Consider the following 23,248-nt stretch of genomic DNA (forward strand, 5'->3'; position numbering starts at 1 on the left):
GATAGTCGACCACCGCGTCGAGCAGCGGCTGAACGCCCTTGTTCTTGAACGCCGAACCGCACAGCACCGGCACGAAGGAGAAGTTGAGCGTGCCCTTGCGGATCAACGCCTTGAGCGTGGCCGTGTCCGGTTCCTCGCCGCCGAGATATGTCTCCATAACGTCGTCGTCCTGCTCGACGGCCATCTCGATCAGCTCCATCCGAGCTGCCGCGGCGGCGCCGGCCAGGTCGGCCGGGATATCCTGATACTCGAACTTCGCGCCCAGGCTCTCCTCGAGCCAGATGATCGCGCGGTTCTCAACCAGGTCGACCAAGCCCCTGAACCCACCCTCGATGCCGATCGGCAGGTAGAGCACCGCCGGACGCGCACCAAGGCGGTCCTTGATCATGTCGACGCAGCGCTCGAAGCTTGCACCCGTGCGGTCGAGCTTGTTGACGAAGCACATCCGCGGAACCTTATATTTCTCCGCTTGGCGCCACACCGTCTCAGACTGCGGCTCCACGCCCGCAACGCCGTCGAAGCAAGCCACCGCGCCGTCGAGCACGCGCAACGAGCGCTCGACCTCGATAGTGAAGTCGACGTGGCCGGGCGTATCGATGATGTTGATGCGGTGCTCTTCGCCTTCGCCGTCCTGCGCCTTCCAAAAACAGGTCGTCGCGGCCGACGTGATGGTAATCCCGCGCTCCTGCTCCTGCTCCATCCAGTCCATGGTCGCGGTGCCCTCGTGGACCTCCCCGATCTTGTAGGACTTGCCGGTATAATAGAGGATGCGCTCGGTCGTCGTGGTCTTGCCGGCGTCGATATGCGCCATGATGCCGATATTGCGATAACGCTCGAGCGGATGGCTGCGGGCCATGATCGTTGTCTTCCTTGGCGATGTGGGAAACCGGCGGTGAACCAGCTCCCCGCTATATAGGTGCTTGTTTTACCAGCGCCACCCGGAGGCGGCAGCCGGAGGAACCTTTACCAACGATAGTGCGAGAACGCGCGGTTGGCTTCGGCCATGCGGTGCGTGTCCTCGCGCTTCTTAACGGCATTGCCGCGATTCTGCGAGGCGTCCATCAGTTCGCCCGACAGGCGGCCCGACATGGTCTTCTCGGACCGCGACCGCGCAGCCGAAATCAGCCAGCGAATGGCCAGTGCCTGGGCGCGCACGTCGCGGACCTCGACCGGCACCTGATAGGTCGCACCGCCGACGCGGCGGCTGCGGACCTCGATGCCCGGCTTCACATTGTTGAGGGCGTCGTGGAACACGCCCAGAGGATCGCGCTTCAGGCGCGTCTCGACATTCTCGAGCGCGCCATAGACGATCAGCTCGGCGACCGACTTCTTGCCGTCCAGCATAACCGAATTCATGAACTTGGACAGGGTGAGATCCCCGAACTTCGGATCGGGCAGGATCTCGCGCTTCTCGGGACGACGACGACGGGACATATCAGCAATCCTTTATGACGATCGGCGCGCCAGCCGGAGCGGCGCAGCCTGAACCAGCTTACTTGGGCCGCTTGGCACCGTACTTGGAACGGCTCTGACGGCGGTCCTTGACGCCCTGGGTATCGAGCACGCCGCGCAGCACGTGGTAGCGCACACCTGGAAGGTCGCGCACACGGCCACCCCGAATCAGCACCACCGAGTGCTCCTGGAGGTTGTGGCCCTCGCCCGGGATGTAGCTGATCACCTCGCGCTGGTTGGTCAGGCGGACCTTGGCCACCTTGCGCAACGCCGAGTTCGGCTTCTTGGGGGTCGTCGTATAGACCCGGGTGCAGACGCCGCGCTTTTGCGGGTTCTGCTCCATCGCAGGAACCTTCGACTTGGCCTTCTGCGGCTCGCGACCCTTGCGGATCAGCTGATTGATTGTTGGCATGAAGCCTCTTCACCTTTTCTTGCCGGCAGCCCCGGCGGTTACTCTGCTCAACACCAAAGGCGTGAAACCCCGGCGGCTTCGGAGCCGCCCGGCCTTCACGCATGTTGAGCAATATTCAGCTCTTGTCCGGCGAGTGTTGGCTCACCAACGCCCGACGAGCGGGCCCATACAGGGCGCCTCCATGCCGGTCAACGGGTGACAGCCAAGCTACTCGGTCGTTGTGCCGTCCCATTCGTCGTTGTCGTGGTCGCGTTCGGCCTGCTCCTTGTCCTTGTGGACGGTATGGTCCTTGTGCTCGGGCGGACCGTACAGCGTGTAGAACTGCAGCGGTTCGTCGCTGGTGTTCCTGACATTGTGACGGGCGCCGGCGGGCACGATCACGGCGAAGTCGTCCTCGACCTTGTTCTCCTGACCATCGATCAGCACCACGCCCTCACCCTCCTCGAAGCGGAAGAACTGGTCGCGGTCCTCGTGCACTTCCTCGCCGATCTCCTCGCCTGGCGCGAGGCTCATCAGCACGAGCTGCAGGTGCTCGCCCGTATAGAGCACGCGGCGGAAGTCGTTGTTGGCGATCGTGGCTTCCTCGATGTCTGCACAATAACCGCGCTTCACTTGGCCGATCCTTTCTTCACAGGGTCATGACCCCAGTTCATCAGGCTGTACCGCCAGCGGGAATGCTCGACGTCGCTGCCGGGTCCCTGCGCCATGTGACGGTGCACGTAGCCCACCACCTTGCGCATGTGCGCCAAGTCATCCTCGTCGAGGTCGGACTTCTTCCTGCCGAGCAGCTCGACGATGCGGCGACCGCTGGCATGGCCGACGCTCTCGCCGTCGCCGTGGCCGTCCTCGCCCTTCCAGCCGACAGCCTTGCTGTCCTCGGTATCCAGCCACTTGTTGAGCTCGGACGCGCTCATGTTCACGGCGTCGTGGAACTCGCGAACGGTCTCGTCGCGGTCAAGGGTCTCGGCGGCCATCCCGTCCTCCTACTGCTGCAGCTGGTTGAGTTCGTTGAGGTGCTTCTGCACTACGCCTGTGGCTCGCGCCGCATGTTCCTTGAGGGGCTGGGCCTCGCCGGTGGCGGCATAGGCGTTGAGTGCCGTCAGCGTCTGCTGATGGCTAGCTGTCTGATCGGCGAGGAACTGGCGGTCGAAGGCTTCGCCGCTGAGGCCCTTCAGCGCATCGATCCGGGCCTGGAGCTCGGGCGGCGGGACCACGGGGAGAGCAACGCCCGGGACCTTGGCGGCGGCGGCCTTGAGCTCGTTCGACGCCTTGGTGTGCTCGTCCACCAGCATGCCGCCGAAGCCCTTCACCGCGGCCGATGAGCCCTTCTGCTGGGCCAGCTTGCCGGTGGCGATCTCGAACAGGTCGCTGCCGGCGGCGGTTTCGGAGAACTGCTGAGCGTTCAGCTGCATGCCGGCTGGAGCGGCGGCCGCCCCGAGGTTGGCGACGCCAGGCTCGTCGGTCTGGTCGGTCGAGCCCGAGACGTTGTTCGAGACGGTGGTCCCCTCCTGCTTGCAGGCCGCGGCGCCGAGCGCCAGTGCCGCAATCGCGGCAAGCGACATCATTCGGGTCATCAATCCTCCGTGGAACCGTTCAGCCGGTCTCGGAGGCACAACCCTAGCGCGGCGTTGCCGTTCCGCTGAGGATCCGTCCTGCCGTGCTCGGGGCGGGCTTCACCAGCTGGCCGCCCTTGATCACCACATTGACTTGCGCGAGCGTGCCCGGGTTCGTCAGCGGATCGCCCCCGACCGCCACCAGGTCGCCGAAGCGGCCGACGGCGATGGCGCCAACGTCACGCTCCCGACCGAGGGCCTGGGCGGCGTTGCGGGTGGCGGCCTGGATCGCCCCCAGCGGGGTCATGCCATAGTCCATCATCGTCTTGAACTGACCCGCCGCGGTCCCGTGCGGCATCACTCCGGCGTCGGAGCCGAACACCATCTTCACCCCTGCGCGGTGCGCCCGGCGGAAGTTGTCGCGCTGGATCTGCGCGACTTCCCGGTCCTTGCGGAGGTTGTCGGGCAGCACGCCGTTCTTGGCGCCCTCCGCCTGGGTATATTCGGTGTTGTAGATGTCCATGGAGAACCAAACCGGCCTTTGGCGCCGGGCGGCGAGGCGGATGCCTTCCTCGTCGACCAGGCTAGCATGCTCGATGGTGTCGATGCCTGCGCGGATCGCGGCCTTGATGCCGTCGGCGCCATGGGCGTGGGCGGCGACGCGCAGGCCCCACTGGTGCGCTTCGTCGGCGATCGCGCGGAGCTCGGGCTCCGACAGCTGCTGCTGCCCGGGCTCGGTGTTGCGGGAGAAGACGCCGCCCGTGGCGCAGACCTTGATCACCTCCGCGCCATATTTCCGCTGGCGGCGGACCTGGTAGCGCAGCGCTTCAACGCCGTCGGCCACGCCTTCCTGCTCCGTCTCCAGGCTGGGGGGCAGGAAGGTGGAATCGCAATGCCCGCCAGTAGCGCCGATCGAAAAGCCGGCGGGAACGATCCGCGGTCCGACCACATAGCCGTTCTCGATCGCCTGCTTGAGTCCGACATCGTTGCGGTTCTGCGCGCCGACGTTGCGGACGGTGGTGAAGCCGGCACGAAGCATGTCTTGCGCATTGCCGACCGCAGTCATGCCGAAGAAGCTGTCGGTGAACTCCAGGTCGCGGTAGCCGCCGATGTCGGCCGGGCTGTCCAAGTGCACGTGCATGTCGATGAACCCGGGCAAGAGCGTCTGGCCGGAGAGGTCGATGTGCCGGACGTCGCTGCCCCAGCGGGCGGTGCGGGCGTCGGCCACGGCCGTGATGCGCCCATCGTCGCCGATGAACACCGCGGGGCGCTCCACCACCCGGCCGGTCAGCACGTCGACCATCCGGTCGGCGGTGACCACCACCTTCTCGGCGGCGGCCGGCGTCGCGAAGGCGAAGGCCGCGGCCGCGACGAGGATCATGCGGGCAAGTTGACTCGATTGACCAAGAACACGGTTTCCAGCCTGGCGGAAATCAGCCGTTCTGGAGAAATTGCCTACGGACCGTGTGACCTTCGTGACCTTCATTTGCTCGCCTGCTTCCTGACCTTCCCAAACCATGGCACAGCCGAGCGGCTGTAGGACAGGGTTTTCACCTGTTACGCCCCGCCGCCCCAGCGGATCAGCGCAACGTGCCAGCCAGTGCGCCGAGCGTAGCGCGCAGCGCGGTCAGCCGCTTGCTCGCGGCCGGATCTGCCGCGGCCAGCGTCAGCCCGCCCGCGGCCGCCTGCAGCCGGGCCGCGAGCTGGCGGTCGGTACGGCGCGCCGCGATCGCCGGCGCGGCCTGCGCCAGCGCCGCCCGCAGCTCGGCCGTCCGTTCGGGGGCGAGGCTGCGGCTGCGCTCCAGCTGGTCGAGGTAGGCGAGCGCTACCACCGGATGGGCGGGCCAGCGCACCGGCTGCTGCTGCTGCGGGTTGAAGCGGTCGTCCGGGTGCTGCGCGAGCGCTGCGGCCGCGATCTCGTTGGCAGTCAGGTCGGTGCTGGGCTGCAGCGCCAGCACGTCCAGGCCGCGCGCGATCTCCGTCCCGTAGACCCGGCCACCGTACCAGTAGGCCGACCAGTAGCCGCCCAGCACCAGATGCTTGGGATCGACCGGACCGCGATCGAAATAGGCGATCTCCCGCGGGCTCGCGGAGTCGCTGAAGTCGATCACCGAGATCCCGCCCTGGTACCAGGCCTGGAGAAAGATGTCGCGGCCGGGCACGGGGACGATGGAGCCGTTGTGGGCGACGCAATTCTCCTGCTCCGTCTGGATCGCCGGCAGCTTGTAGTGGCTGCGGAACTTCAGCTTGCCGCCGTCGATGTCGTAGACCGCGTTGGCGCCCCAGTTCCGCGGGTCCTGCGCGCGGCAGCGCGGTCGGCTGCCGCCGCCCCACTCGTCGGTGAACAGCACCTTGGTGCCGTCGTTGTTGAAGGTCGCCGAGTGCCAGTAGGCGAAGGTCGGATCGACCACCGCGTCGATCCGGCGGGGCTTCCGCGGATCGGCGATGTCGAAGATGATGCCGTTGCCCGAGCAGGCGCCCGCCGCCAGCTTGGCGGAGGGAAACACGGTGATGTCGTGGCACTGGTCGGTGCGGCTGGTGGTCTGCGTGCCGTCGCCATGGTCGCCGCCGCGCCACAGGCCGGCGAGCGTGCCCGAGCGCTGGTCTGCGAAGACCGCCGGGCTGTCGACGATGCGCGAGCGCGAGGGGTCGGCGACCGGGATCTCGACCACATCGATGCGGAACAGGGCGGTGCGGCGGTCGCCGGGCACGTCGCCGACACAGCCCTTGAGCTCCTCCTCCTTGCGGACCGACGAGGTGCCCGAGACGTAGACGATGATCTTGCCGTCGCGGCCGGGCCCGGACACCACCGAATGGGTGTGGGAGCCGCGGCAGGTCTGGACCTGGCCGACCTGCACCGGGCGGGTGGGATCGGCGATGTTGAAGATGCGCAGGCCGCGGAAGCGCTCGGCACTGACGTCCTCGGCGACGCCCTGGCGGCCGCAGTCGACCCGGCCGCGACGCTGTTCCACCGACATGATGAGGAGGTTGCCGACGATGCTCATGTCGCCCTGCCCGCCCGGGCAGATGACCGAGCTGAGCAGCTGCGGCGGCGCACTCTGCCCGACGCGGTAGAGATTGAAGCCGTGGTAGTTGCCGGCCGCCAGCAGGTCGCGGGAAAAAGCCATGTCGGTGTTGGCGAAGTCGAGGAAGGGCCCGCGGTCGCTGACCTCCGGCTCGTCGGGCTTGGCGGGCTGGCCCGCCTTACGTCCTTCTTCCTCCGCCTTGGCCGGCTTGGGCAGCGGCAGTCCGCCGGGGTTGCCGGGATCGAAGAAGCCGGTCGGCTTGGGCAGGCTGGCAACCAGGCTGATGTGCCGCGCGGCTTGGCCGGCATTGCGGAAGCCGGCCTGGAGGCCCGAGCGCGGGTCCTCGACCAGGCCGACCAGCAGGCCGGTCATGCGCTTGATCTCCTCGCCCTGCTCGTTGATCACCTCGTCGACCCAGGCGTACAGCACGGGGTCGTGGGCCGAGCCGGGCTTGTCGAGCAGCTCCTTGGCCATCGTCACCGCACCCTCGTGGTGGGTGATCATGCGCTGGAGGAACTGACGGTCGAAGGCGGGTCCGCTCGCCGCACGGAGCGCCGCCAGCTGCTCGGGCGTGGCCATGCCCATGCGGGCGTGCTCGTTATGCCCGGAGCCATGCTGGGCATGACCGGCGCCGTGTTGCATCTGCGCCGCCGCCAGCGGCTGGTTCCGCTCGCGCAGCCAGGTGCGCATGAAGCGCATCTCGTCGGCCTGCGAGGCGTCGATCCGCCCGGCGACGTCGTTCACTTCCTTGCGCGCGGTGCGGCCCTTGACCAGCCCCGTCATCTCCACTGCCTGGGCGTGGTGCACGATCATGTCCTGCATGAAGCGGACGTCGTCGGGCGAGTAGCGGTTGTCCGCGATCCGCACGGCGTCCGCCGGGGACAGGGGGCGCGTAGGCTGACCGGGCGCGCCGGGCTGGAGGATCGGCGCCTGCTGCGCCGCCGTTCCGGCCGCGAGCAACAGCCCCGCGGTTCCAAGCAGCAGGTGGCGAACGGACGAACGGCGCGGAGCGGTCATGCAGGGTTCCCGGCAGGTTGGTTGCGCCAAGACCCTAGCAGCCCGGTTCCGCCCGGCAAGCGGTTCAGGCGCAAGCTAAATGTGCAGCACCCGGTCGTAGGCGGCGAGCACGCTTTCGTGCATCATCTCGGACAGGGTCGGGTGCGGGTAGATGGTGTTGACGAAATCGTCCTCGACCAGCTCCGCGGTCTTGCCGATGGTGTAGCCTTGGATCAGTTCGGTCACCTCCGCGCCGATCATGTGCGCGCCCAGAAGCTCGCCGGTCTTGGCGTCGAACACCGTCTTGATGAAGCCCTCGGTCTCGCCGAGCGCGATGGCCTTGCCGTTGCCGATCGCCGGGAACTTACCGACGCGGACTTCGTAGCCGGCTTCCTTGGCCTTGGCCTCGGACAGGCCGACGGAAGCGACCTGGGGGTGGCAGTAGGTGCAGCCCGGGATGTTGCTGGCCTCGAATTTGTGCGGGTGAACCTGATTGTTGCCGAGTTCCTTGGCGATGCTTTCGGCAGCGACGATGCCCTCGTGGCTGGCCTTGTGCGCGAGCCAGGGGGCGCCGGTCACGTCGCCGATCGCCCACACGCCCGGCACGTTGGTGCGGCCGTACCCGTCGATGGTGATGCGGCCCTTCTCGACCACGACGCCCAATTCCTCGAGGCCGATACCCTCGATGTTGTGGACGATCCCGACCGCGACGATGCAATGGCTGAAGCGGCGATCGCTGACGGTGCCGTCCGCGGCCTTAATCTTGGCCGCGACGCCCTGACCGTCGTCGGTCAGGCTCTCGACGCCGGCGCCGGTGAGGATGGTCATGCCCTGCTTTTCCAGGCTCTTCTGGAGCGCCGCGGAGATCTCCAGGTCCTCGGCCGGCACGATGCGGTCGAGCATCTCGACCACCGTCACCCTGGCGCCGAGATCGTTGTAGAAGTTGGCGAACTCGATCCCGATCGCGCCCGAGCCGATGACCAGGAGGTCGGTCGGCATCTCCTCCGGGACCATGGCGTGGCGGTAGGTCCACAGGCGCCTGCCGTCGGATTGGGCGAAGGGCAGCTCGCGGGCGCGGGCGCCGGTGGCGATCATGATGTGCTTCGCCTGCAGGTCAGCGGTGCCGCCATCGTTGAGCGCAACCTGCAGCTTGCCGGGCGCGGTCAGCTTGCCGGTGCCCATGTGGACCACGATCTTGTTCTTCTTCATCAGGCCGCCGACGCCGCGATTGAGCTGCTTGGCGACGGCACGGCTGCGGGCGACCACCTTGGCGAGATCGAAGCCGACCTGGCCCGCCGAGAGCCCGTAGCTCTCCGCATGCTTCATCTGGTGATAGACCTCGCCCGAGCGGAGCAGCGCCTTGGTCGGAATGCAGCCCCAGTTGAGGCAGATGCCGCCGAGGTTCTCGCGCTCCACGATCGCGGTCTTCAAGCCCAGCTGCGCGCAGCGGATCGCCGCGACATAGCCGCCGGGTCCCGAGCCGAGCACGATCACGTCATATTGGTCAGCCATTCGTTCCATCCTCTGCCGCGAGGGGCCGCGGCCTGTTGTTCTCGTCCAGCGCGACAAAGGTGAACTCGCCGCTTGCGACCAGCGCTTCCTTGTCGCCGTCCCGCTCCCGACCGAGCGCTTCGGCCCTGAGGCGGAGCGAGGTGCGGCCCTGGCGGAGCAAGTCGACATAAACCGACAGCTCGTCGCCGACCGCCATCGCGCCGGGAAAGCGCAGCTCGTCGGCCGCCACCAGGATCGCCTTGCCTTGGCTATGGCGCGAGGCGAAGGAGCCGCAGGCGAGGCCCATCTGCCCCATCACCCACCCACCGAACACGCCGCCGTACGGGTTGGTGTCGGCCGGCATGGCGGTGGTGCGGATGAGGGGCGTGCGGTTAGTCAACGTGACGCGCCTCTCGCGAAGCTACAAGCACTACCCAGAACCAGACTGCTCCAAATACGAAGCCAACCAGAGGACCGGACCAAAAGTCTCCAGGCCCAATCTGGAGCTGCGTCTTCGTTGGAACTGCACCGAGAAGTAATCCAATCCCTGTCGCTAGAAAGAAGGCGGTGACGGGTTGAGAATAAACAAGACCCCGAAGTGGCCAACTAACAAGTGCAGCTAAGGGGAGTGCTATCATCGCGACGCAAGCAATAACGACCAGGAGCAGAATGAAGATCAATCCACTGGTAAGCGCGAGCATCGTACCACCGTCGCCCGGCGCGATCAGTGCGACAGCAATGTGGAGCGCAGCCGCGGCCACGGGTGTGCCAATCAGGTAAGATTTTAGGAGAAGAGGCGCAAAGCTGATTTGCCGTTGTTCGACGGGAGACAGCACCTAGGCCACCAGCCCCAGCGGGTTCTCCACCAGCGCCTTGAACGCCTTCATGAAGCGGGCGCCGTCCGCGCCGTCGATGGCGCGGTGGTCGAAGCTGCCGGTGGCGCTCATCACGGTGGCGACGGTGAGCTGGTCGCCGTGGACATAGGGCCGCTTCTCACCCGCGCCGATCGCCAGGATCATCGCCTGGGGCGGGTTGATGACCGCGTCGAACTGGGTGATGCCGAACATGCCCATGTTGCTGATGCTCGCGGTGCCGCCCTGATATTCGTGGGGCTGCAGCTTGCCGTCCTTGGCGCGGGCGGCGAGGTCGGTCATCGCGGTGCTGATCGCGGAGATCGACTTGGCCGCGGCGTCGGTGACGATGGGAGTGATGAGCCCGCCCGCGATGCTGACCGCGACCGAGATGTCCGCGCGGCTGTATTTGATGAGGCTGTCGCCGGCGAAGCTGACGTTCACCTCCGGCACTTCGAGGAGGGCGAGGGCGAGCGCCTTGATCAGCATGTCGTTGACGCTGAGCTTGATGCCCCGCGCCGCCAGGCTCGCGTTGAGCTCGCCGCGGAGCTTCAGCAGCGCGTCGAGGCGGATGTCGACTGTCAGGTAGATGTGCGGGATCTGCTGCTTGGACTCGGTCAGGCGGCGCGCGATGGTCTTGCGCATGTTGCTGAGCTTGACCGCTTCATGCGGAATGTCGGTGGTGACGGGCTGTGCGGGTGCCGGGGCAGCGGCGGCCGGCTGCTGCTGCGCTTGCGGCTGAGCCAGCCCGCCACCAGCGGCGGTGCCGAGATCGGCGCGAACGATGCGGCCGCCGGGGCCGCTGCCCTTCAGAGAGGACAGGTCGATACCCTGCGCTTCCGCCAGGCGGCGGGCTAGCGGAGAAGCCTTGATACGGTCGCCCGTGGGCTGCGGGGTGGCCGCGGGCTGGGCCGGAGCGGCCGGGGTCTCGACGGGGGCAGGTGCGGTCGGTGCCGGTTGCGTCGCCGCGGCGGAGGCCGGGGTTTCAGGCGGCGGGGACTTCGGTTCTCCAGCGACTGAGGCCCCGGCCTGCGCCGGGGTGACGCTCGCCGCATCCTCTCCCTCGCCCGCGATCAGCGCGATGGCGGTGCCGACCTTCACTCCGTCCGTGCCTTCGGGCACCAGGATTTTTGCGACGGTGCCCTCGTCCACCGCTTCGAACTCCATGGTCGCCTTGTCCGTCTCGATCTCGGCCAGGATATCGCCGGAGCTGACGGTGTCGCCTTCCTTGACCAGCCACTTGGCCAGAGTACCCTCCTCCATGGTCGGGGACAGAGCGGGCATCTTGAGTTCGGTCGCCATGGAGAGGCCTTGCGCTGGGTGAGAAGAGTCCACCCGCTCAAAGACCAGCCGCCCCGCTCCGTCAAGCTTGCGCGGACGCAGCGAAACGCGCACGGATATGGATGATGGAGCCGGAGCCCACCCGTACCTACCTAGTGGTGATCGACGACAGCGAGGAAGCGCGCGTCGCGCTGCGCTTCGCCGCCCGGCGCGCGGCCAAGACCGGCGGGGCGATGGAGGTGCTGGCGGTGGTCGAGCCGCAGGACTTCGTCCAGTGGGGCGGAGTGCAGGCGGCGATCGAGGAGGAGCAGCGACTGCGGATCGAGGGCATCGTTGGCGGCAGCCTCGGCGAGATTGCGGACGCGGAGGGCAGCCGACCACGGATCACCGTGCAAGCGGGCGATCCGGTGCAGGTCGTGCGCGAGGTCATCGGCACACGGCAGGAGATCGCCGCCCTAGTGCTTGGCGCGGCCCCGAGCGGGTCGCCCGGCTTGCTGGTCGCGGCGTTCGCCGGCACGGATGCGGGCAGGCTGCCGTGCCCGGTGATGATCATCCCGGGTGGGCTGAGTGACGCGCGGTTGGAGCAGTTGAGCTAGAGCACCCGCGCCAGCACCTCTCCCAGCGCGACGCAGCCGGCCTCATCCTCCGCGTCAAACCGCGCCTTGCTTGGGCTGTCGAGGTCGAGCACCGCGAGCAGCTCGCCATTGCGGACGATCGGCACCACCAGTTCGCTCGCGCTCGCGGCGTCGCAAGCAATGTGACCTGGAAAGGCGTGGACGTCCTCTACCCGCTGCACCTGCAGCGTCTGCGCCGCCGCGCCGCACACGCCCTTGCCGAACGGGATGCGGATGCAGGCGGCGCGGCCCTGAAACGGGCCAAGGACGAGTTCGCCGCCGATGTTGCGGTAGAAGCCGGCCCAGTTGAGGTCGGGCAGGTTTTCCATGATCAGCGCGGAAGCGTTGGCCATGTTGGCGATCGGATCGGGCTCACCCGCGACCAGGCTCTCCAGGGCGGCGGTGAGGTCGCGGTAGAGCGTGGGCTTGTCGGCGGCGGCGATCTCGAAGTCGTACATCTTGTTCCTTCGTCATCCCGGCGCAGGCCGGGATCTCATGCGGTTGCGAGCTCAGCGTGAGCTGGGATGACGCTCAGTCGAGGCTCACCCTGCCCCGCCCCGCCTTGATCGCACCCCGGCCCTTCTTGGCTTCGACCCGCCTAGCCTTGGCGGCGCGCGACGGCTTGGTCGGCCGACGCTTGGCCTGCCGCACATGGGCAGCCGCGATCAGTTCCGCCAGTCTGCGCCGCGCATCTTCGCGATTGGCCTCCTGCGTGCGGTAGTTGCGGGCGGTGATCACCAGCTCGCCCGCGCCCGTCATGCGGCTGCCGGCCAGGCTCTTGAGCTTCTCGTAGGCATACGGCGGCAGGCCGAGGCGGAACACGTCCACTCGCAACTGGCAGGCGGTCGCGACCTTGTTGACGTTCTGCCCGCCGGGCCCGCTGGCCGCGAGGAAGCGCTCGGACAGCGCGGCTTCGGGGAGCACCACCTCTTCAGGCCGTATGACCATGCGTCCGGATATCCTCGGGCCAGAAGTCGGGCAACGGCGCTGTGGCGTCGATTGCGGGCCTGGGGTCGCGCGGCATGCGGAGGCGCGAGGCATGCAGCAACATGGGCCCGCCGGGAAGGCCGTAGACCCGGTCGCCGACGATCCCGGTGGCGAACGCCTCGCGCGCGTGCACGCGGATCTGGTGGGTGCGCCCGGTCACCGGACGGAACTCGACCAGAGTGCGCTCGCCATAGCTGGCCAACCGGCGCCAGTGCGTGACCGCTTCCTGTCCCCGGACGTCGGCCACCATCCGCCAACCCGCATCGGCGGTGGAATGCTTGGCGAGCGGGATGGCGATAGTGCCTTTCTCCTCCGTCAGCTCCGCCCCGATGAGGGCGAGGTAAGCCTTCTCGACCAGCCGCTGCTCGAACACCTGCTGCAGCCGAGCCCGCGCCTTGGCGTTGCGGGCGAGCAGCAGGCAGCCCGAGGTATCGCGATCGAGCCGGTGCATCGGGGTCGGCGGACGCTGGAAGCCGAGCTTCAGCTCATGGAGGCGCCCCTCGATGCTCTCGCCCCCGGCGCGCGGCCGGTCGACCGGCAGGCCCGCGGGCTTGTCGATAACGAGCGCCTCGCCGTCGACGAAGAGGATGCGGTCGGAGAGCATGGTGCGCGCGATGACACGCGGACGTAGCTACCGCAACTCGTCACCCCGGCCCTGGGCCGGGGTCCGCCTGTTCTTCAAACGCATGACGGTAAAGGGAAGGCGGACCCCGGGTCAGTCCCCGGGGGTGACGACGAGGTCACTGATGCACCCGTGCAACGATTCCCGCGGAAAACCTTGCTTTAGACCATCTTAACCTTTGTCGGTCAGACCGCGAATGGTTAATGCTGGCTTCAAGGCCGTTAAGAGGGCGTAACGCTCGGGCGACCTGAACGGGGGGACACACGCATGCGGGTGCTACTGATCGAGGACGAGCCGACGACGGCCAAGAGCATCGAGCTGATGCTCGGAACCGAAGGCTTCAACGTCTACACCACCGACCTGGGCGAAGAAGGCCTCGATCTCGGCAAGCTGTACGACTACGACATCATCCTCTTGGACCTGAACCTGCCCGACATGCACGGCTACGACGTGCTGAAGAAGCTGCGGAGCAACAAGGTCACCACGCCCGTGCTGATCCTGTCGGGCATCGGCGAGATGGATTCGAAGGTCCGCGCGCTCGGTTTCGGCGCCGACGATTATGTCACCAAGCCTTTCCACCGCGACGAGCTAGTCGCCCGCATCCACGCCATCGTCCGCCGGTCCAAGGGCCACAGCCAGTCGGTGATCCGCACTGGCAAGCTGGCGGTCAACCTCGACGCCAAAACGGTCGAGGTCGACGGCAGCCGCGTGCACCTGACCGGCAAGGAATATGCGATGCTGGAGCTTCTTTCGCTCCGCAAGGGGACGACGCTGACCAAGGAGATGTTCCTGAACCATCTTTATGGCGGCATGGACGAGCCCGAGCTCAAGATCATCGACGTGTTCATCTGCAAGCTCAGGAAGAAGCTGAGCTTGGCGTGCGGCGGCGACAACTACATCGAGACGGTGTGGGGCCGCGGTTACGTGCTGCGGGACAGCAACGAGAATGCGCTGCCGGAGACGGCGGTGGCGTGAGTTTGGAGCCTTAGTTCGTCATTCCCGCGAAAGCGGGAACCCAGCTAAGCCCGACCATGCACCGAGATTTCGGGCCTACCACCTATCTGCTCGCGTCGCAGCGCAATGGAACGCTCTACGTAGGTGTGACGTCCAATCTCCTCACCCGCATCCACAAACATCGGTTCGGACTGCTTCCTGGCTTCACCCGCGACTACGGCGTCGAGCTGCTTGTCTGGTTCGAGCAGCATGCCACGATGGAAGCTGCTATCGGACGTGAGAAGCGCATCAAGAAGTGGAACCGTGCCTGGAAGCTTGAACTTATCGATGCGAGCAATCCCGAGTGGCGCGACTTGGCGGAGGACTTCGGACTAGGCTCGCTTTGAGTGTTGGTCTGGGTTCCCGCGTTCGCGGGAATGACGATGAGAACGGACGGCCAGAGCAGAGAGTTCGCGCTAAATCTTCAGTAGCCCCCGCCGCCGCTCGACCCCGATCGCGTTTTGCATGAAGCGCCGCTCCGGCAGGTCGGCGCCCGGCGCGTCCAGCGGCTTCCAGCCTTCGCGGCCGAGGCGTTCCATGGGCTTGAAGCCGACCTTGTAAGCCATGCGGTCGGAGCCATCGACCCAGTAGCCGAGGTAGACGTAGGGCAGCCCGGCACGCGCAGCGCGGACGATGTGGTCGAGGATGATGTAGGTGCCCAGGCCTCTGCGCGCCTCGGGACCGACGTCGTAGAAGCTGTAGATCATCGACAGCCCGTCCGCCTGCTGGTCGCTGAGGCAGGCGCCGACGAGCTTGCCCGGGCGGCCGTCGGTCGAGGGCTCGCGATACTCGACGACATAGGTGCGGACGGGCGTCTGCTCGACCATGTCGGCGAAGTCGTTCTCGTCCATTTCCGCCATGCCGCCGCCCGGGTGGCGCACCGCCAGGTAGCGGCGGAGCAAGGCGTATTGCTCCTCGGTGGTCCACGGCTTGCAGGCGGTGACCTCGAGGTCGGAATTGCGACGGATCAGCTTGCGCTGGGTGGCGGTCGGCTGGAACTCGTCCGCCACGACACGGACCGAGACGCACGCATTGCAGTCGATGCAGCTCGGGCGATAGGCAACCGACTGGCTGCGGCGAAAGCCGATTCGGCCCAATGCCTCATTGAGCTCCCCGGCATGGTTGCCGGACAGTTCGGTGAACACCTTCCGTTCGACCTTGCCAGACAGGTACGGGCACGGGCTCGGCGAGGTGACGAAGAATTTCGGAAAACGAAACGGTGCGCTCAAGCGGCCTCGCTGATCCTCGAGAGGGTTTACGCGACTAACTACCCATAGCCCAACGCTCTTGGGAAGAGCTGGAGCCATGGAGGAGAAGGGTTAATTTAGGAAGATGTGCCGGGGTGGGGCAAGGCCTCCCATCTAGACTTAATCCAGCTCGGCCCGTTCGACCACGAAGCCGCCTTCCTCCAGCCGCCCGACCAGCGCCTCGATCGCCTGGGCGTCGCGGGCCTCGCATTCGACTTCGATCACCGTGTCCTTGGCCGGCAGGCGGGTGAAGATGCGGTGGTGGTTGGTCTCGATGATGTTGACGCCGCCCTCGTGGAACTTGGCGGTGATGGCGGCGAGCGCGCCGGGTCGATCCTGCGCCGCAATGCGCAGCCGCGCGATGCGGCCCGCGCGGACCAGCTCGCGGATGAGGACGTTGGCGAGCAGGTGGGTGTCGATGTTGCCGCCGCACAGCACGGTGGCGACGCGCTTGCCCTTGAACCGCTCCGGCTGCGCCAGGATGAGCGCGAGGCCCGCGGCGCCTGCCCCCTCCACCACCGTCTTCTCGATCCCGACCAGCAGCGCCACCGCATGCTCGATGTCTCGCTCGGCCACCAGGTCGATGCGGTCGACGTGCTCACCGATGATCCGGCGGGTGAGCGCGCCCGGCTCCTTGACGGCGATGCCCTCGGCCAGCGTGTCGCCGCCGATCGAGGTGGTGGTGCCGTCGATGCAGTTCTTCATGGACGGGTAGAGCTCGGCTTCCACTCCGACCACCTCGATGTCCGGGCGGAGCGCTTTAGCGGCGGTGGCGACGCCCGACATCAGCCCGCCGCCGCCGATCGGCACCACGATCGTGTCGAGGTCGGGCACGTCGGCGAGCAGCTCCAGCGCGACGGTGCCCGCGCCGGCGACGATGTGCGGGTCGTCGAACGGGTGGACGAACACCAAGCTTTCCGCCGCTTCCAGCTCCTGCGCACGGGCGAAGGCGTCGTCGAACCGCTCGCCGTGGAGGATCACGCGGGCGCCATGCTCCTCGGTCTGCATGACCTTCACCGTGGGCGTGTTGGTCGGCATGACGATGGTGACGGGAATGCCGAGCCGCTTGGCGTGGTAGGCGACCGCCTGGGCGTGGTTGCCGGCGGAAGCCGCGATGACCCCGCGGCGGCGCTCGTCGTCGGTCAGGTGGAGCAGCTTGTTCAATGCGCCGCGCTCCTTGTAGGCCGCGGTGAACTGCAGGTTCTCGAATTTGAGGAACACCTCCGCGCCGGTGATCTCCGACAGGGTGCGGCTCTTCAGCGTGGGCGAGCGCAGGACGGCGCCCTCGATGCGGGCGGCGGCGGCGCGGATGTCGTCAATGGTGGGCAGCGGCAGGGTCATGGGGGCGCGGCGTAGCTGTTCCCCGTCGCGGGAACAATGCTAGGGCGGGCTCATGCGTACCGCCCTGCTCCTCGCCGCCGCCCTGCTCGCCTCGCCCGCACTCGCCGACACGCTGGTCGCCAACGCCAACGGCGTCCAGGTCGGCGCGGATGGCAAGCTGCAGCGCTTCACGGGCCTGCTGATCGGCGACGACGGCAAGGTGAAGCAGGTGCTGCGGGGCGAGCAGCTGAAGCTGTCCGTCGGCACGCGGACGGTGGATGCCGGCGGGCGGACGATGCTGCCCGGGCTGATCGACGCGCATGGCCATGTGATGGGGCTCGGCCTGGCGCTCAGCCAGCTGGACCTGACTGGCACCAAGTCGCTGGCCGAGCTGCAGGGGCGCTTGCGAGACTATGCGGCGGCGAACCCGGACCTGCCGTGGATCACCGGCCGCGGGTGGAACCAGGAGTTATGGGCGGACAAGCGATTTCCGACCGCGGCGGACCTGGACACTGCGGTGGCGAATCGGCCGGTGTGGCTGGAGCGGGTCGACGGCCATGCGTCGGTCGCCAACAGCGCGGCGATGAAGGCGGCGGGCGTGACCGCGGCCACAAAGGCACCGCCGGGCGGGCGGATCGAGAACGGGCTGTTCGTGGACGTTGCCACCCGCCTCATCGACGACAAGGTGCCGCCGCCCACCCCGGCGCAGCGCGAGGCGGCGCTGCTCAAGGCGCAGGCCATGCTGCTCGAGCATGGGCTGACCACCGCGGCGGACATGGGCACGAGCCCGGAGGATTGGGCGGCGATTAGGCGGCTGTACGAAGGCCGGCGGCTGCAGATGCGGGTGATCGCCTATGCCGGCGGCAGCGATGCGTTGAACGCCATCGCTCCGGGCGGGCCGACCGAATGGCTACATGGCGACCGGCTGCGGCTGGGCGGGATCAAGCTCTATGCCGACGGCGCGCTGGGTTCGCGCGGAGCCTGGCTCAAGCAGCCTTATGCGGACAAGCCGGACACGCGCGGGCTGCCGCTGCTGACACCGGCGGAGCTCAAGGCGCAGGCGGGTGCGGCGGCGGCCAAGGGCTTCCAGCTGGCGGTGCACGCGATCGGCGACGCGGCCAACGACATGGTGCTCGATACCTATGAGGCGCTCGGCTCGGCCCGCGGCGACAAGCGCTGGCGGGTGGAGCATGCGCAGGTGGTGGACGCGGCCGACCTGAGCCGGTTCGCGCGCGGCAAGGTCGTCCCCTCCATGCAGCCGGTGCATCAGACCAGCGACCGGTTGATGGCCGAAGCGCGGCTCGGGCCCAGGCGGCTGACCGGCGCCTACGCCTGGCAGACGCTGGACAAGAGCGGGGCTCGGCTGGCGCTCGGCTCCGACTTTCCGGTGGAGCATCCCAATCCGTTCCACGGCCTGGCGGCAGGGGTGAGTCGGCAGGGGCTCGACGACCAGCCGACGGGCGGGTGGTGGCCATGGGAGCGGCTGAGCTTCGCGCAGGCGCTGGCGGGCTTCACCCGCGATGCGGCCTGGGCGGGGTTCGCGGAGCGAAAGTTCGGCAGCCTGGAGCCGGGCGCCCACGCGGACTTCATCCTGGTTGATCGGGACGTTGCCGCAGTTAGCCCGCACGAGTTGGCGCGGACTCAGGTGGTGCAGACCTGGATCGCGGGTGAGAAGGTGTGGGAGGCTAAGCCTCAATCCGGGCGATAAGCATCCCCGGCGTCAGCACCTGGGGCAGTTCCTCCGGCTCGGACGACCCCGGCCGGTACCAGAGGTAGAGCGGCACCCCTGCCCGTCCCCGGCTTTCCAGAAAGCGGGTAATCGCAGGATTGCCGTCCGTCCAGTCTCCGGCGAGCACTTCCACGCCCGCCTTGCGGAAAGCGTCCCGGACGCTGTCCCGATCGATCGCGCCGGCCTCGTTGACCTTGCAGGTGAGGCACCAGTCGGCGGTGAAATAGACGAATGCCGGGCGGCCCTCGGCAAGCGCGGCGGCGACCCGCTGCTCGCTCCACGGCTCGGCACCGGCCACCGGGCGGGTGGCGGCGGTATTCACAGGGAGGGCCGCGGCGGCCGTCCCGCCGATCGCCAGCGACCCGAGCAGAGCGGCTGCGCCCAGCGACCGCCCGCGCGGCTGAAGGCGGCCGTAGCCGATCAGCAGCAACGCCAGCAGCGCCACCGCAGCCAGCGCCATGAGCAGCGCCGGTTCACCGCCACGCCGCCACAATAGCCACAGGCAGGCGGCGACGGTGAGCGCCATGGGGATCGCCAGGATGCGCTGCAGCCGCGCCATCCACGGCCCAGGCCGGGGCAAGCGGCGGCGGAGCGCGGGCACGAAGGCCAGCAGGAGGAAGGGCAAGGCGAGCCCGAGGCCGAGCGCCGCGAACACCACCAACGCGCCCGCGGCCGGCAGCAGCAGCGCGGCCCCCAGCGCCACGCCGAGGAACGGCCCGGCGCAGGGGGTGGCCACGAACGCTGCGAGCGCACCCGTTGCGAAGCCGCTGCGGGGGCTGGCCTCGCCGCCGATGACCGGCAGCTTGAATAGCCCGAGCAGGTTGAGGGTGATGGCCGTGGCGAGCAGCGACAGCAGGAGCACGGTGCGCGGGTCCTGCAGCTGGAACGCCCAGCCGGTGGCGCTCCCGCCGGCCCGGATGGCGAGCAACGCCAGGCCGAGCGCGCCCGTGCCGATCACCGCTCCCGCCGCGTAGGCGAGCGCATCGCGGCGGGCCGCCCGCTCCTCGCCGCCAGCCTTGGCCAGCGCCAGGGTCTTGAGCGCGAGAATGGGGAACACGCAGGGCATGAGGTTGAGCAGCAGCCCGCCCGCGAGCGCGCCGAGCACCGCGAGCAGGATGGCCCTGCCCTGGCCTTCGCCGACCGGCGTTCCGCCCGCCGGCACCGCGCCCGGCCCGGCGCGGAACTCAAGGCCGCTTCCGTTGCCGGTCGTGAGCACTCCGGCGAAGTCCCGCAGTTCGCCGCCCGCCCGTGCCTTCAGTTCCGCCACCAGCGTGTCGCCGGAACGGAAGAAGCGCTGCGGCGCCGCATAGTCGATCGCGCCGTCCGTCGCTGCGAACAGGGTGGGCTCGCCGAGCGGCACCGAGCGGGGCAGCGGAATGGCGACACGCAACCGGTCGCCGCTGACCTCAAAGCGAGTGGGCGAACCGAGCGGCCGCGGGAGCGCCTGCCGCCACGGGTCGAAGCGAGCGGCCTGATCCGCGCCGCCTCCAACCGGCACGTCCAGAGCCAGCTTGCCGCCTTCGGGCACGCAGATCTGGTCGGTGCAGGCGAGCCACTGGGTGGAAGCGCGGATCGGCAGGGTGCCGCGGGCGTCCGCCGGAACCCTAAGCCGCGTGAGGATCGCGTACGGACCCTTGTATACATAGTTCATCAGCCCGGCGATCGTGAGGCGCTCCGGCACCGGGAAGCGCAGGGCGCCAACTGCGGCGCCGGGGGGCAGCTGCCAGTCGACCCGCATCGGCTGGCCCGCGTCGCCGGGGTTGAGCCAGTAGCCGTGCCACCCGGCCTTCGGAGTCATCAGGATGGCGAGGTCGACTTCGCTGCCGGGCTGAACGGGGCCATCCACCACCAGCTGCGGGCTGATGTTGGAAGGACCGGGCGGGCGCAGCTGGGCTGCCGCTGGAGCCGCGAGCAAGGTCAGCAGAAGAAGGAGCAAGCGCAGCATCGGACCCATTAGCGTCATGCTGAACTTGTTTCAGCATCCATCTGCCATGCCGCACCAAGGCTTTGGCGGGTGAATGGACCCTGAAACGAGTTCAGGGTGACGTGATTGCTCAATCCAGGTTGGGACGCAGCCACCTGGTCGCGGTGTCGAGATCCACCCCGCGACGGGTGGCATAATCCGCCAGCTGGTCCTGCCCGATCTTGGCCACACCGAAATAGGCGCTGTCCGGATGGGCGAAGTAGAAGCCGCTGACCGCAGCGGTGGGCAGCATGGCGAAGCTTTCGGTCAGGGTCACGCCCGACGGCTCGCCGCCGAGCAGATCGAACAGCACCGGCTTGAGGCTGTGGTCCGGGCAAGCGGGGTAGCCCGGCGCGGGGCGGATGCCGGCGTAGCGTTCGCGGATCAGCTCCTGGTTGCTGAGGTGCTCATCGGAATAGCCCCAGATGCTGGTGCGGACGTGGTGGTGGAGGCGCTCGGCAAAGGCCTCGGCCAGGCGGTCAGCCAGCGCCTTCAGCATGATGTCGCTGTAGTCGTCGTGCACCTGGCGGAAGCGCTGCAGGTGCGGCTCCATGCCGTGGATGCCGACCGCGAAGCCGCCGATCCAGTCCTCGCCTTCCTCGGCGATGAAGTCGGCCAGGCACATGTTGGGGCGGCCTTCGCGCTTCTTCACCTGCTGGCGGAGGAAGGGGATGCGGACGGGCTCGTTGCCGGCGAGCACCAGCACGTCGTCGCCGTCACGCCAGCAGCGCCACAGCCCGACGGTGCCGCGGGGGCGCAGCCAGTGCTCGGCGATGATCCGGTCGAGCATGGACTCCGCGTCGCGGAACAGGGCGCGAGCGCTCTCGCCCACCACCTCGTCGTCAAGGATGCCGGGGTAGTTGCCATGCAGCTCCCACGCACGGAAGAAAGGCGTCCAGTCGATATGCGCACGCAGGTCCCGCAGCGGCCACTCGCCGAAGCTGTGCAGGCCCGGGCGGGCCGGCGCAGGCGGCTTCCGCTCCGGGTCCGCATGGAAACGGTTGGCCTTGGCTTCCTCGATGCTCGCCAGCTGATGTTCGCCGCGGCCGGAGCGCGAGTCCCGCAGCGCCTGGTAATCCGTCGCGGTACGGTCGATCAGCTCGGCCTTCTGCGGCCCGTCGCTGACCAGCGCGGAGGCGACGCCCACCGCCCGGCTCGCGTCCAGCACATGGATCACCGGCCCGGTGTAGGCCGGCGCGATCCGGAGCGCGGTGTGCGCACGGCTGGTGGTCGCGCCGCCGATCAGCAGCGGCATCCGCATGCCCGACCGCTCCATCTCGGACGCCACCGTCACCATCTCGTCGAGCGAGGGCGTGATCAGGCCGGACAGGCCGATCATGTCCGCACCATTCTCGTTCGCGGCTTCCAGTATCTTGGTCCAGGGCGTCATGACGCCAAGATCGATCACCTCGTAGCCGTTGCACTGCAGAACCACGCCGACGATGTTCTTGCCGATGTCATGGACGTCGCCCTTGACGGTGGCCATGACGATCCGGCCCTTGCCCTTGGCGCCCTCGTCCTTTTCCAGCTCGATGAAGGGCAGCAGGTGCGCCACCGCCTTTTTCATCACGCGGGCCGATTTCACCACCTGCGGCAGGAACATCTTGCCCGAACCGAACAGGTCGCCGACCACGTTCATGCCGTCCATCAGGGGACCCTCGATCACCTCGATTGGGCGGGGCGCGGACTGGCGCGCTTCCTCCGTGTCCTCCACGATGTGCGCATCGATGCCCTTGACCAGCGCATAGGACAGCCGCTCGCGGACGGGGAGCGAGCGCCACTCGGCAGCCGCCTTTTCGGCCGCGGCGTCGGTGCCCTTGAATCGCTCTGCCAGCTGGATCAGCCGCTCGGTCGCGTCGTCGCGACGGTCGAGAATCACGTCCTCGCAAGCCTCGCGCAACTCGGGGTCGATCGCGTCGTACACGTCGAGCTGCCCGGCGTTGACGATCGCCATGTCCAGCCCGGCGGGAATAGCGTGGTAGAGGAACACCGAGTGCATCGCCCGCCGCACCGGCTCGTTGCCGCGGAAGGAAAAGCTGAGATTGCTGAGCCCGCCCGAGATGTGCGCGCCCGGGCAGCGGCGGCGGATCTCCCGCGCGGCTTCGATGAAGTCGAGCGCGTAGCGGCGGTGCTCGTCGATCCCGGTCGCGACCGCAAAGATGTTCGGGTCGAAGATGATGTCCTCGGCCGGAAAGCCGTCGGCGGTGAGCGTGCGGTAGGCGCGCTCGCAAATCTCGATCTTGCGCTCGGCGGTGTCGGCCTGGCCGGTCTCGTCGAACGCCATCACCACCGTCGCCGCGCCGTACGCCCGGCAGGCGCGGGCCTGTTCGAGGAATGGCTCCTCGCCTTCCTTGAGGCTGATCGAGTTGACGATCGGCTTGCCCGACACGCACTTGAGGCCGGCCTCGATCACGCTCCACTTGGAGCTGTCGATCATCACCGGCACCCGGGCGATGTCGGGCTCGGCGGCGATGCGCTTGAGGAAGGTGGTCATGGCGAGCTCGCTGTCAAGCAATGCCTCGTCCATGTTGACGTCGACGATCTGCGCGCCGTTCTCGACCTGGCTGCGGGCGACCTCGACTGCCGCGTCGTAATCGCCGGCAAGGACCAGCTTCTTGAACTTGGCCGAGCCGGTGACGTTGGTGCGCTCGCCGATGTTGACGAAAGCGGTGGCCGCCGTGGCGGCGAGCTTCGGGTCGGCTTCGCTCATG

The 23,248-nt window shown here is 67.9% G+C and carries 22 protein-coding genes; 4 read left to right on the forward strand and 18 right to left on the reverse strand.

What is annotated here, in order from left to right; translation table 11 throughout:
• The 11 genes from QZX62_RS04955 to QZX62_RS05005 all read right to left on the reverse strand — a co-directional run.
• A partial coding sequence (locus QZX62_RS04955) for a GTP-binding protein (protein ID WP_294172621.1) occupies nt 1–856 on the reverse strand: 856 nt, incomplete at its 3' end.
• 107 nt (nt 857–963) lie between these two features.
• Nucleotides 964–1,434 (reverse strand): 30S ribosomal protein S7, encoded by a 471-nt coding sequence (gene rpsG, locus QZX62_RS04960; RefSeq protein ID WP_294172623.1) that lies wholly within the window; start codon nt 1,432–1,434, stop codon nt 964–966.
• A gap of 58 nt (nt 1,435–1,492) precedes the next feature.
• A complete protein-coding gene (gene rpsL, locus QZX62_RS04965; protein ID WP_028969180.1) occupies nt 1,493–1,864 on the reverse strand; it encodes a 30S ribosomal protein S12 in 372 nt (123 codons plus the stop codon).
• 207 nt (nt 1,865–2,071) lie between these two features.
• Complete coding sequence (locus tag QZX62_RS04970; RefSeq protein ID WP_294172626.1) at nt 2,072–2,476, reverse strand: cupin domain-containing protein; 405 nt, start codon at nt 2,474–2,476, stop codon at nt 2,072–2,074.
• Nucleotides 2,473–2,838, reverse strand: coding sequence for a DUF3140 domain-containing protein (locus tag QZX62_RS04975; protein ID WP_294172628.1), 366 nt, complete (start codon nt 2,836–2,838; stop codon nt 2,473–2,475). The genes QZX62_RS04970 and QZX62_RS04975 overlap by 4 nt, the downstream gene beginning before the upstream one ends.
• A gap of 9 nt (nt 2,839–2,847) precedes the next feature.
• Nucleotides 2,848–3,438, reverse strand: coding sequence for a DUF4142 domain-containing protein (locus tag QZX62_RS04980; RefSeq protein ID WP_294172631.1), 591 nt, complete (start codon nt 3,436–3,438; stop codon nt 2,848–2,850).
• Nucleotides 3,439–3,481: 43 nt separating this feature from the next.
• Nucleotides 3,482–4,798 (reverse strand): amidohydrolase family protein, encoded by a 1,317-nt coding sequence (locus QZX62_RS04985; protein ID WP_294172634.1) that lies wholly within the window; start codon nt 4,796–4,798, stop codon nt 3,482–3,484.
• Nucleotides 4,799–4,997: 199 nt separating this feature from the next.
• Nucleotides 4,998–7,460: a DUF305 domain-containing protein gene (locus tag QZX62_RS04990; RefSeq protein WP_294172636.1), complete on the reverse strand. Its 2,463-nt coding sequence runs from the start codon at nt 7,458–7,460 to the stop codon at nt 4,998–5,000.
• Between the two features lie 75 nt (nt 7,461–7,535).
• On the reverse strand, nt 7,536–8,951 hold the full coding sequence (lpdA, locus tag QZX62_RS04995) for a dihydrolipoyl dehydrogenase (RefSeq protein ID WP_294172639.1): 1,416 nt from the start codon (nt 8,949–8,951) through the stop codon (nt 7,536–7,538).
• A complete protein-coding gene (locus tag QZX62_RS05000) occupies nt 8,944–9,330 on the reverse strand; it encodes a hotdog domain-containing protein (RefSeq protein ID WP_294172641.1) in 387 nt (128 codons plus the stop codon). Before QZX62_RS05000 ends, lpdA begins: the two co-directional genes overlap by 8 nt.
• 436 nt (nt 9,331–9,766) lie before the next feature.
• Nucleotides 9,767–11,083, reverse strand: a complete 1,317-nt coding sequence (locus tag QZX62_RS05005; RefSeq protein WP_294172643.1) for a pyruvate dehydrogenase complex dihydrolipoamide acetyltransferase — start codon at nt 11,081–11,083, stop codon at nt 9,767–9,769.
• 101 nt (nt 11,084–11,184) lie between these two features.
• On the opposite strand from QZX62_RS05005, the gene QZX62_RS05010 reads away from it, so the two are divergent.
• Nucleotides 11,185–11,658 carry a universal stress protein gene (locus QZX62_RS05010; RefSeq protein ID WP_294172644.1) on the forward strand — a complete coding sequence of 158 codons (474 nt, stop codon included), beginning with the start codon at nt 11,185–11,187 and terminating at the stop codon, nt 11,656–11,658.
• On the opposite strand, the gene QZX62_RS05015 is transcribed toward QZX62_RS05010, so the two are convergent.
• From QZX62_RS05015 to QZX62_RS05025, 3 genes are all read right to left on the reverse strand, one after another.
• Entirely contained in the window at nt 11,655–12,134 is a 480-nt protein-coding gene (locus QZX62_RS05015; protein ID WP_294172645.1) for a GAF domain-containing protein, read from the reverse strand. The two genes, QZX62_RS05010 and QZX62_RS05015, sit on opposite strands and share 4 nt — an antisense overlap.
• Nucleotides 12,135–12,207: 73 nt before the next feature.
• A complete protein-coding gene (gene arfB / locus QZX62_RS05020) occupies nt 12,208–12,624 on the reverse strand; it encodes an alternative ribosome rescue aminoacyl-tRNA hydrolase ArfB (RefSeq protein ID WP_294172646.1) in 417 nt (138 codons plus the stop codon).
• Nucleotides 12,608–13,267: an RluA family pseudouridine synthase gene (locus QZX62_RS05025; protein WP_294172648.1), complete on the reverse strand. Its 660-nt coding sequence runs from the start codon at nt 13,265–13,267 to the stop codon at nt 12,608–12,610. Before QZX62_RS05025 ends, arfB begins: the two co-directional genes overlap by 17 nt.
• 285 nt (nt 13,268–13,552) lie before the next feature.
• Here QZX62_RS05025 and ctrA point away from each other — a divergent pair, with 285 nt between their 5' ends.
• The gene (ctrA, locus tag QZX62_RS05030) at nt 13,553–14,260 is read left to right on the forward strand and encodes a response regulator transcription factor CtrA (RefSeq protein ID WP_294172650.1); all 708 of its coding nucleotides are present in this window, start codon (nt 13,553–13,555) and stop codon (nt 14,258–14,260) included.
• A gap of 56 nt (nt 14,261–14,316) precedes the next feature.
• A complete protein-coding gene (locus QZX62_RS05035; RefSeq protein ID WP_294172651.1) occupies nt 14,317–14,625 on the forward strand; it encodes a GIY-YIG nuclease family protein in 309 nt (102 codons plus the stop codon).
• Between the two features lie 69 nt (nt 14,626–14,694).
• Here the strand turns inward: QZX62_RS05035 and QZX62_RS05040 are convergent, their stop codons facing one another.
• Complete coding sequence (locus QZX62_RS05040; protein WP_294172652.1) at nt 14,695–15,507, reverse strand: arginyltransferase; 813 nt, start codon at nt 15,505–15,507, stop codon at nt 14,695–14,697.
• A 138-nt stretch (nt 15,508–15,645) separates the two neighbouring features.
• Nucleotides 15,646–16,866: a threonine ammonia-lyase gene (locus QZX62_RS05045; RefSeq protein WP_294172654.1), complete on the reverse strand. Its 1,221-nt coding sequence runs from the start codon at nt 16,864–16,866 to the stop codon at nt 15,646–15,648.
• Nucleotides 16,867–16,918: 52 nt separating this feature from the next.
• Between QZX62_RS05045 and QZX62_RS05050 the strand changes: the two genes are divergently transcribed.
• Nucleotides 16,919–18,553, forward strand: coding sequence for an amidohydrolase (locus QZX62_RS05050; RefSeq protein WP_294172655.1), 1,635 nt, complete (start codon nt 16,919–16,921; stop codon nt 18,551–18,553).
• Here QZX62_RS05050 and QZX62_RS05055 read toward each other — a convergent pair.
• Together QZX62_RS05055 and metH are read right to left on the reverse strand one after the other, a co-directional pair.
• Nucleotides 18,531–20,519 carry a protein-disulfide reductase DsbD domain-containing protein gene (locus QZX62_RS05055; RefSeq protein WP_294172657.1) on the reverse strand — a complete coding sequence of 663 codons (1,989 nt, stop codon included), beginning with the start codon at nt 20,517–20,519 and terminating at the stop codon, nt 18,531–18,533. The genes QZX62_RS05050 and QZX62_RS05055 overlap by 23 nt on opposite strands.
• Nucleotides 20,520–20,628: 109 nt before the next feature.
• On the reverse strand, nt 20,629–23,247 hold the full coding sequence (gene metH, locus QZX62_RS05060) for a methionine synthase (protein ID WP_294172659.1): 2,619 nt from the start codon (nt 23,245–23,247) through the stop codon (nt 20,629–20,631).
• Between the last annotated feature and the right edge of the window lies 1 nt (nt 23,248).

The sequence above is a fragment of the uncultured Sphingomonas sp. genome (assembly GCF_902806265.1).
Taxonomy (GTDB): domain Bacteria; phylum Pseudomonadota; class Alphaproteobacteria; order Sphingomonadales; family Sphingomonadaceae; genus Sphingomicrobium.

What these genes read in the sequence shown, in the direction of transcription:
- rpsG (WP_294172623.1), bottom strand. Translation starts at nt 1,434, where the DNA reads ATGTCCCGTCGTCGTCGTCCCGAGAAGCGCGAGATCCTGCCCGATCCG.
- rpsL (WP_028969180.1), bottom strand. Translation starts at nt 1,864, where the DNA reads ATGCCAACAATCAATCAGCTGATCCGCAAGGGTCGCGAGCCGCAGAAG.
- QZX62_RS04975 (WP_294172628.1), bottom strand. Translation starts at nt 2,838, where the DNA reads ATGGCCGCCGAGACCCTTGACCGCGACGAGACCGTTCGCGAGTTCCAC.
- QZX62_RS04980 (WP_294172631.1), bottom strand. Translation starts at nt 3,438, where the DNA reads ATGACCCGAATGATGTCGCTTGCCGCGATTGCGGCACTGGCGCTCGGC.
- QZX62_RS04985 (WP_294172634.1), bottom strand. Translation starts at nt 4,798, where the DNA reads ATGATCCTCGTCGCGGCCGCGGCCTTCGCCTTCGCGACGCCGGCCGCC.
- QZX62_RS04990 (WP_294172636.1), bottom strand. Translation starts at nt 7,460, where the DNA reads ATGACCGCTCCGCGCCGTTCGTCCGTTCGCCACCTGCTGCTTGGAACC.
- lpdA (WP_294172639.1), bottom strand. Translation starts at nt 8,951, where the DNA reads ATGGCTGACCAATATGACGTGATCGTGCTCGGCTCGGGACCCGGCGGC.
- QZX62_RS05005 (WP_294172643.1), bottom strand. Translation starts at nt 11,083, where the DNA reads ATGGCGACCGAACTCAAGATGCCCGCTCTGTCCCCGACCATGGAGGAG.
- QZX62_RS05010 (WP_294172644.1), top strand. Translation starts at nt 11,185, where the DNA reads ATGATGGAGCCGGAGCCCACCCGTACCTACCTAGTGGTGATCGACGAC.
- QZX62_RS05015 (WP_294172645.1), bottom strand. Translation starts at nt 12,134, where the DNA reads ATGTACGACTTCGAGATCGCCGCCGCCGACAAGCCCACGCTCTACCGC.
- arfB (WP_294172646.1), bottom strand. Translation starts at nt 12,624, where the DNA reads ATGGTCATACGGCCTGAAGAGGTGGTGCTCCCCGAAGCCGCGCTGTCC.
- QZX62_RS05025 (WP_294172648.1), bottom strand. Translation starts at nt 13,267, where the DNA reads ATGCTCTCCGACCGCATCCTCTTCGTCGACGGCGAGGCGCTCGTTATC.
- ctrA (WP_294172650.1), top strand. Translation starts at nt 13,553, where the DNA reads ATGCGGGTGCTACTGATCGAGGACGAGCCGACGACGGCCAAGAGCATC.
- QZX62_RS05035 (WP_294172651.1), top strand. Translation starts at nt 14,317, where the DNA reads ATGCACCGAGATTTCGGGCCTACCACCTATCTGCTCGCGTCGCAGCGC.
- QZX62_RS05045 (WP_294172654.1), bottom strand. Translation starts at nt 16,866, where the DNA reads ATGACCCTGCCGCTGCCCACCATTGACGACATCCGCGCCGCCGCCGCC.
- QZX62_RS05050 (WP_294172655.1), top strand. Translation starts at nt 16,919, where the DNA reads ATGCGTACCGCCCTGCTCCTCGCCGCCGCCCTGCTCGCCTCGCCCGCA.
- QZX62_RS05055 (WP_294172657.1), bottom strand. Translation starts at nt 20,519, where the DNA reads ATGCTGCGCTTGCTCCTTCTTCTGCTGACCTTGCTCGCGGCTCCAGCG.
- metH (WP_294172659.1), bottom strand. Translation starts at nt 23,247, where the DNA reads ATGAGCGAAGCCGACCCGAAGCTCGCCGCCACGGCGGCCACCGCTTTC.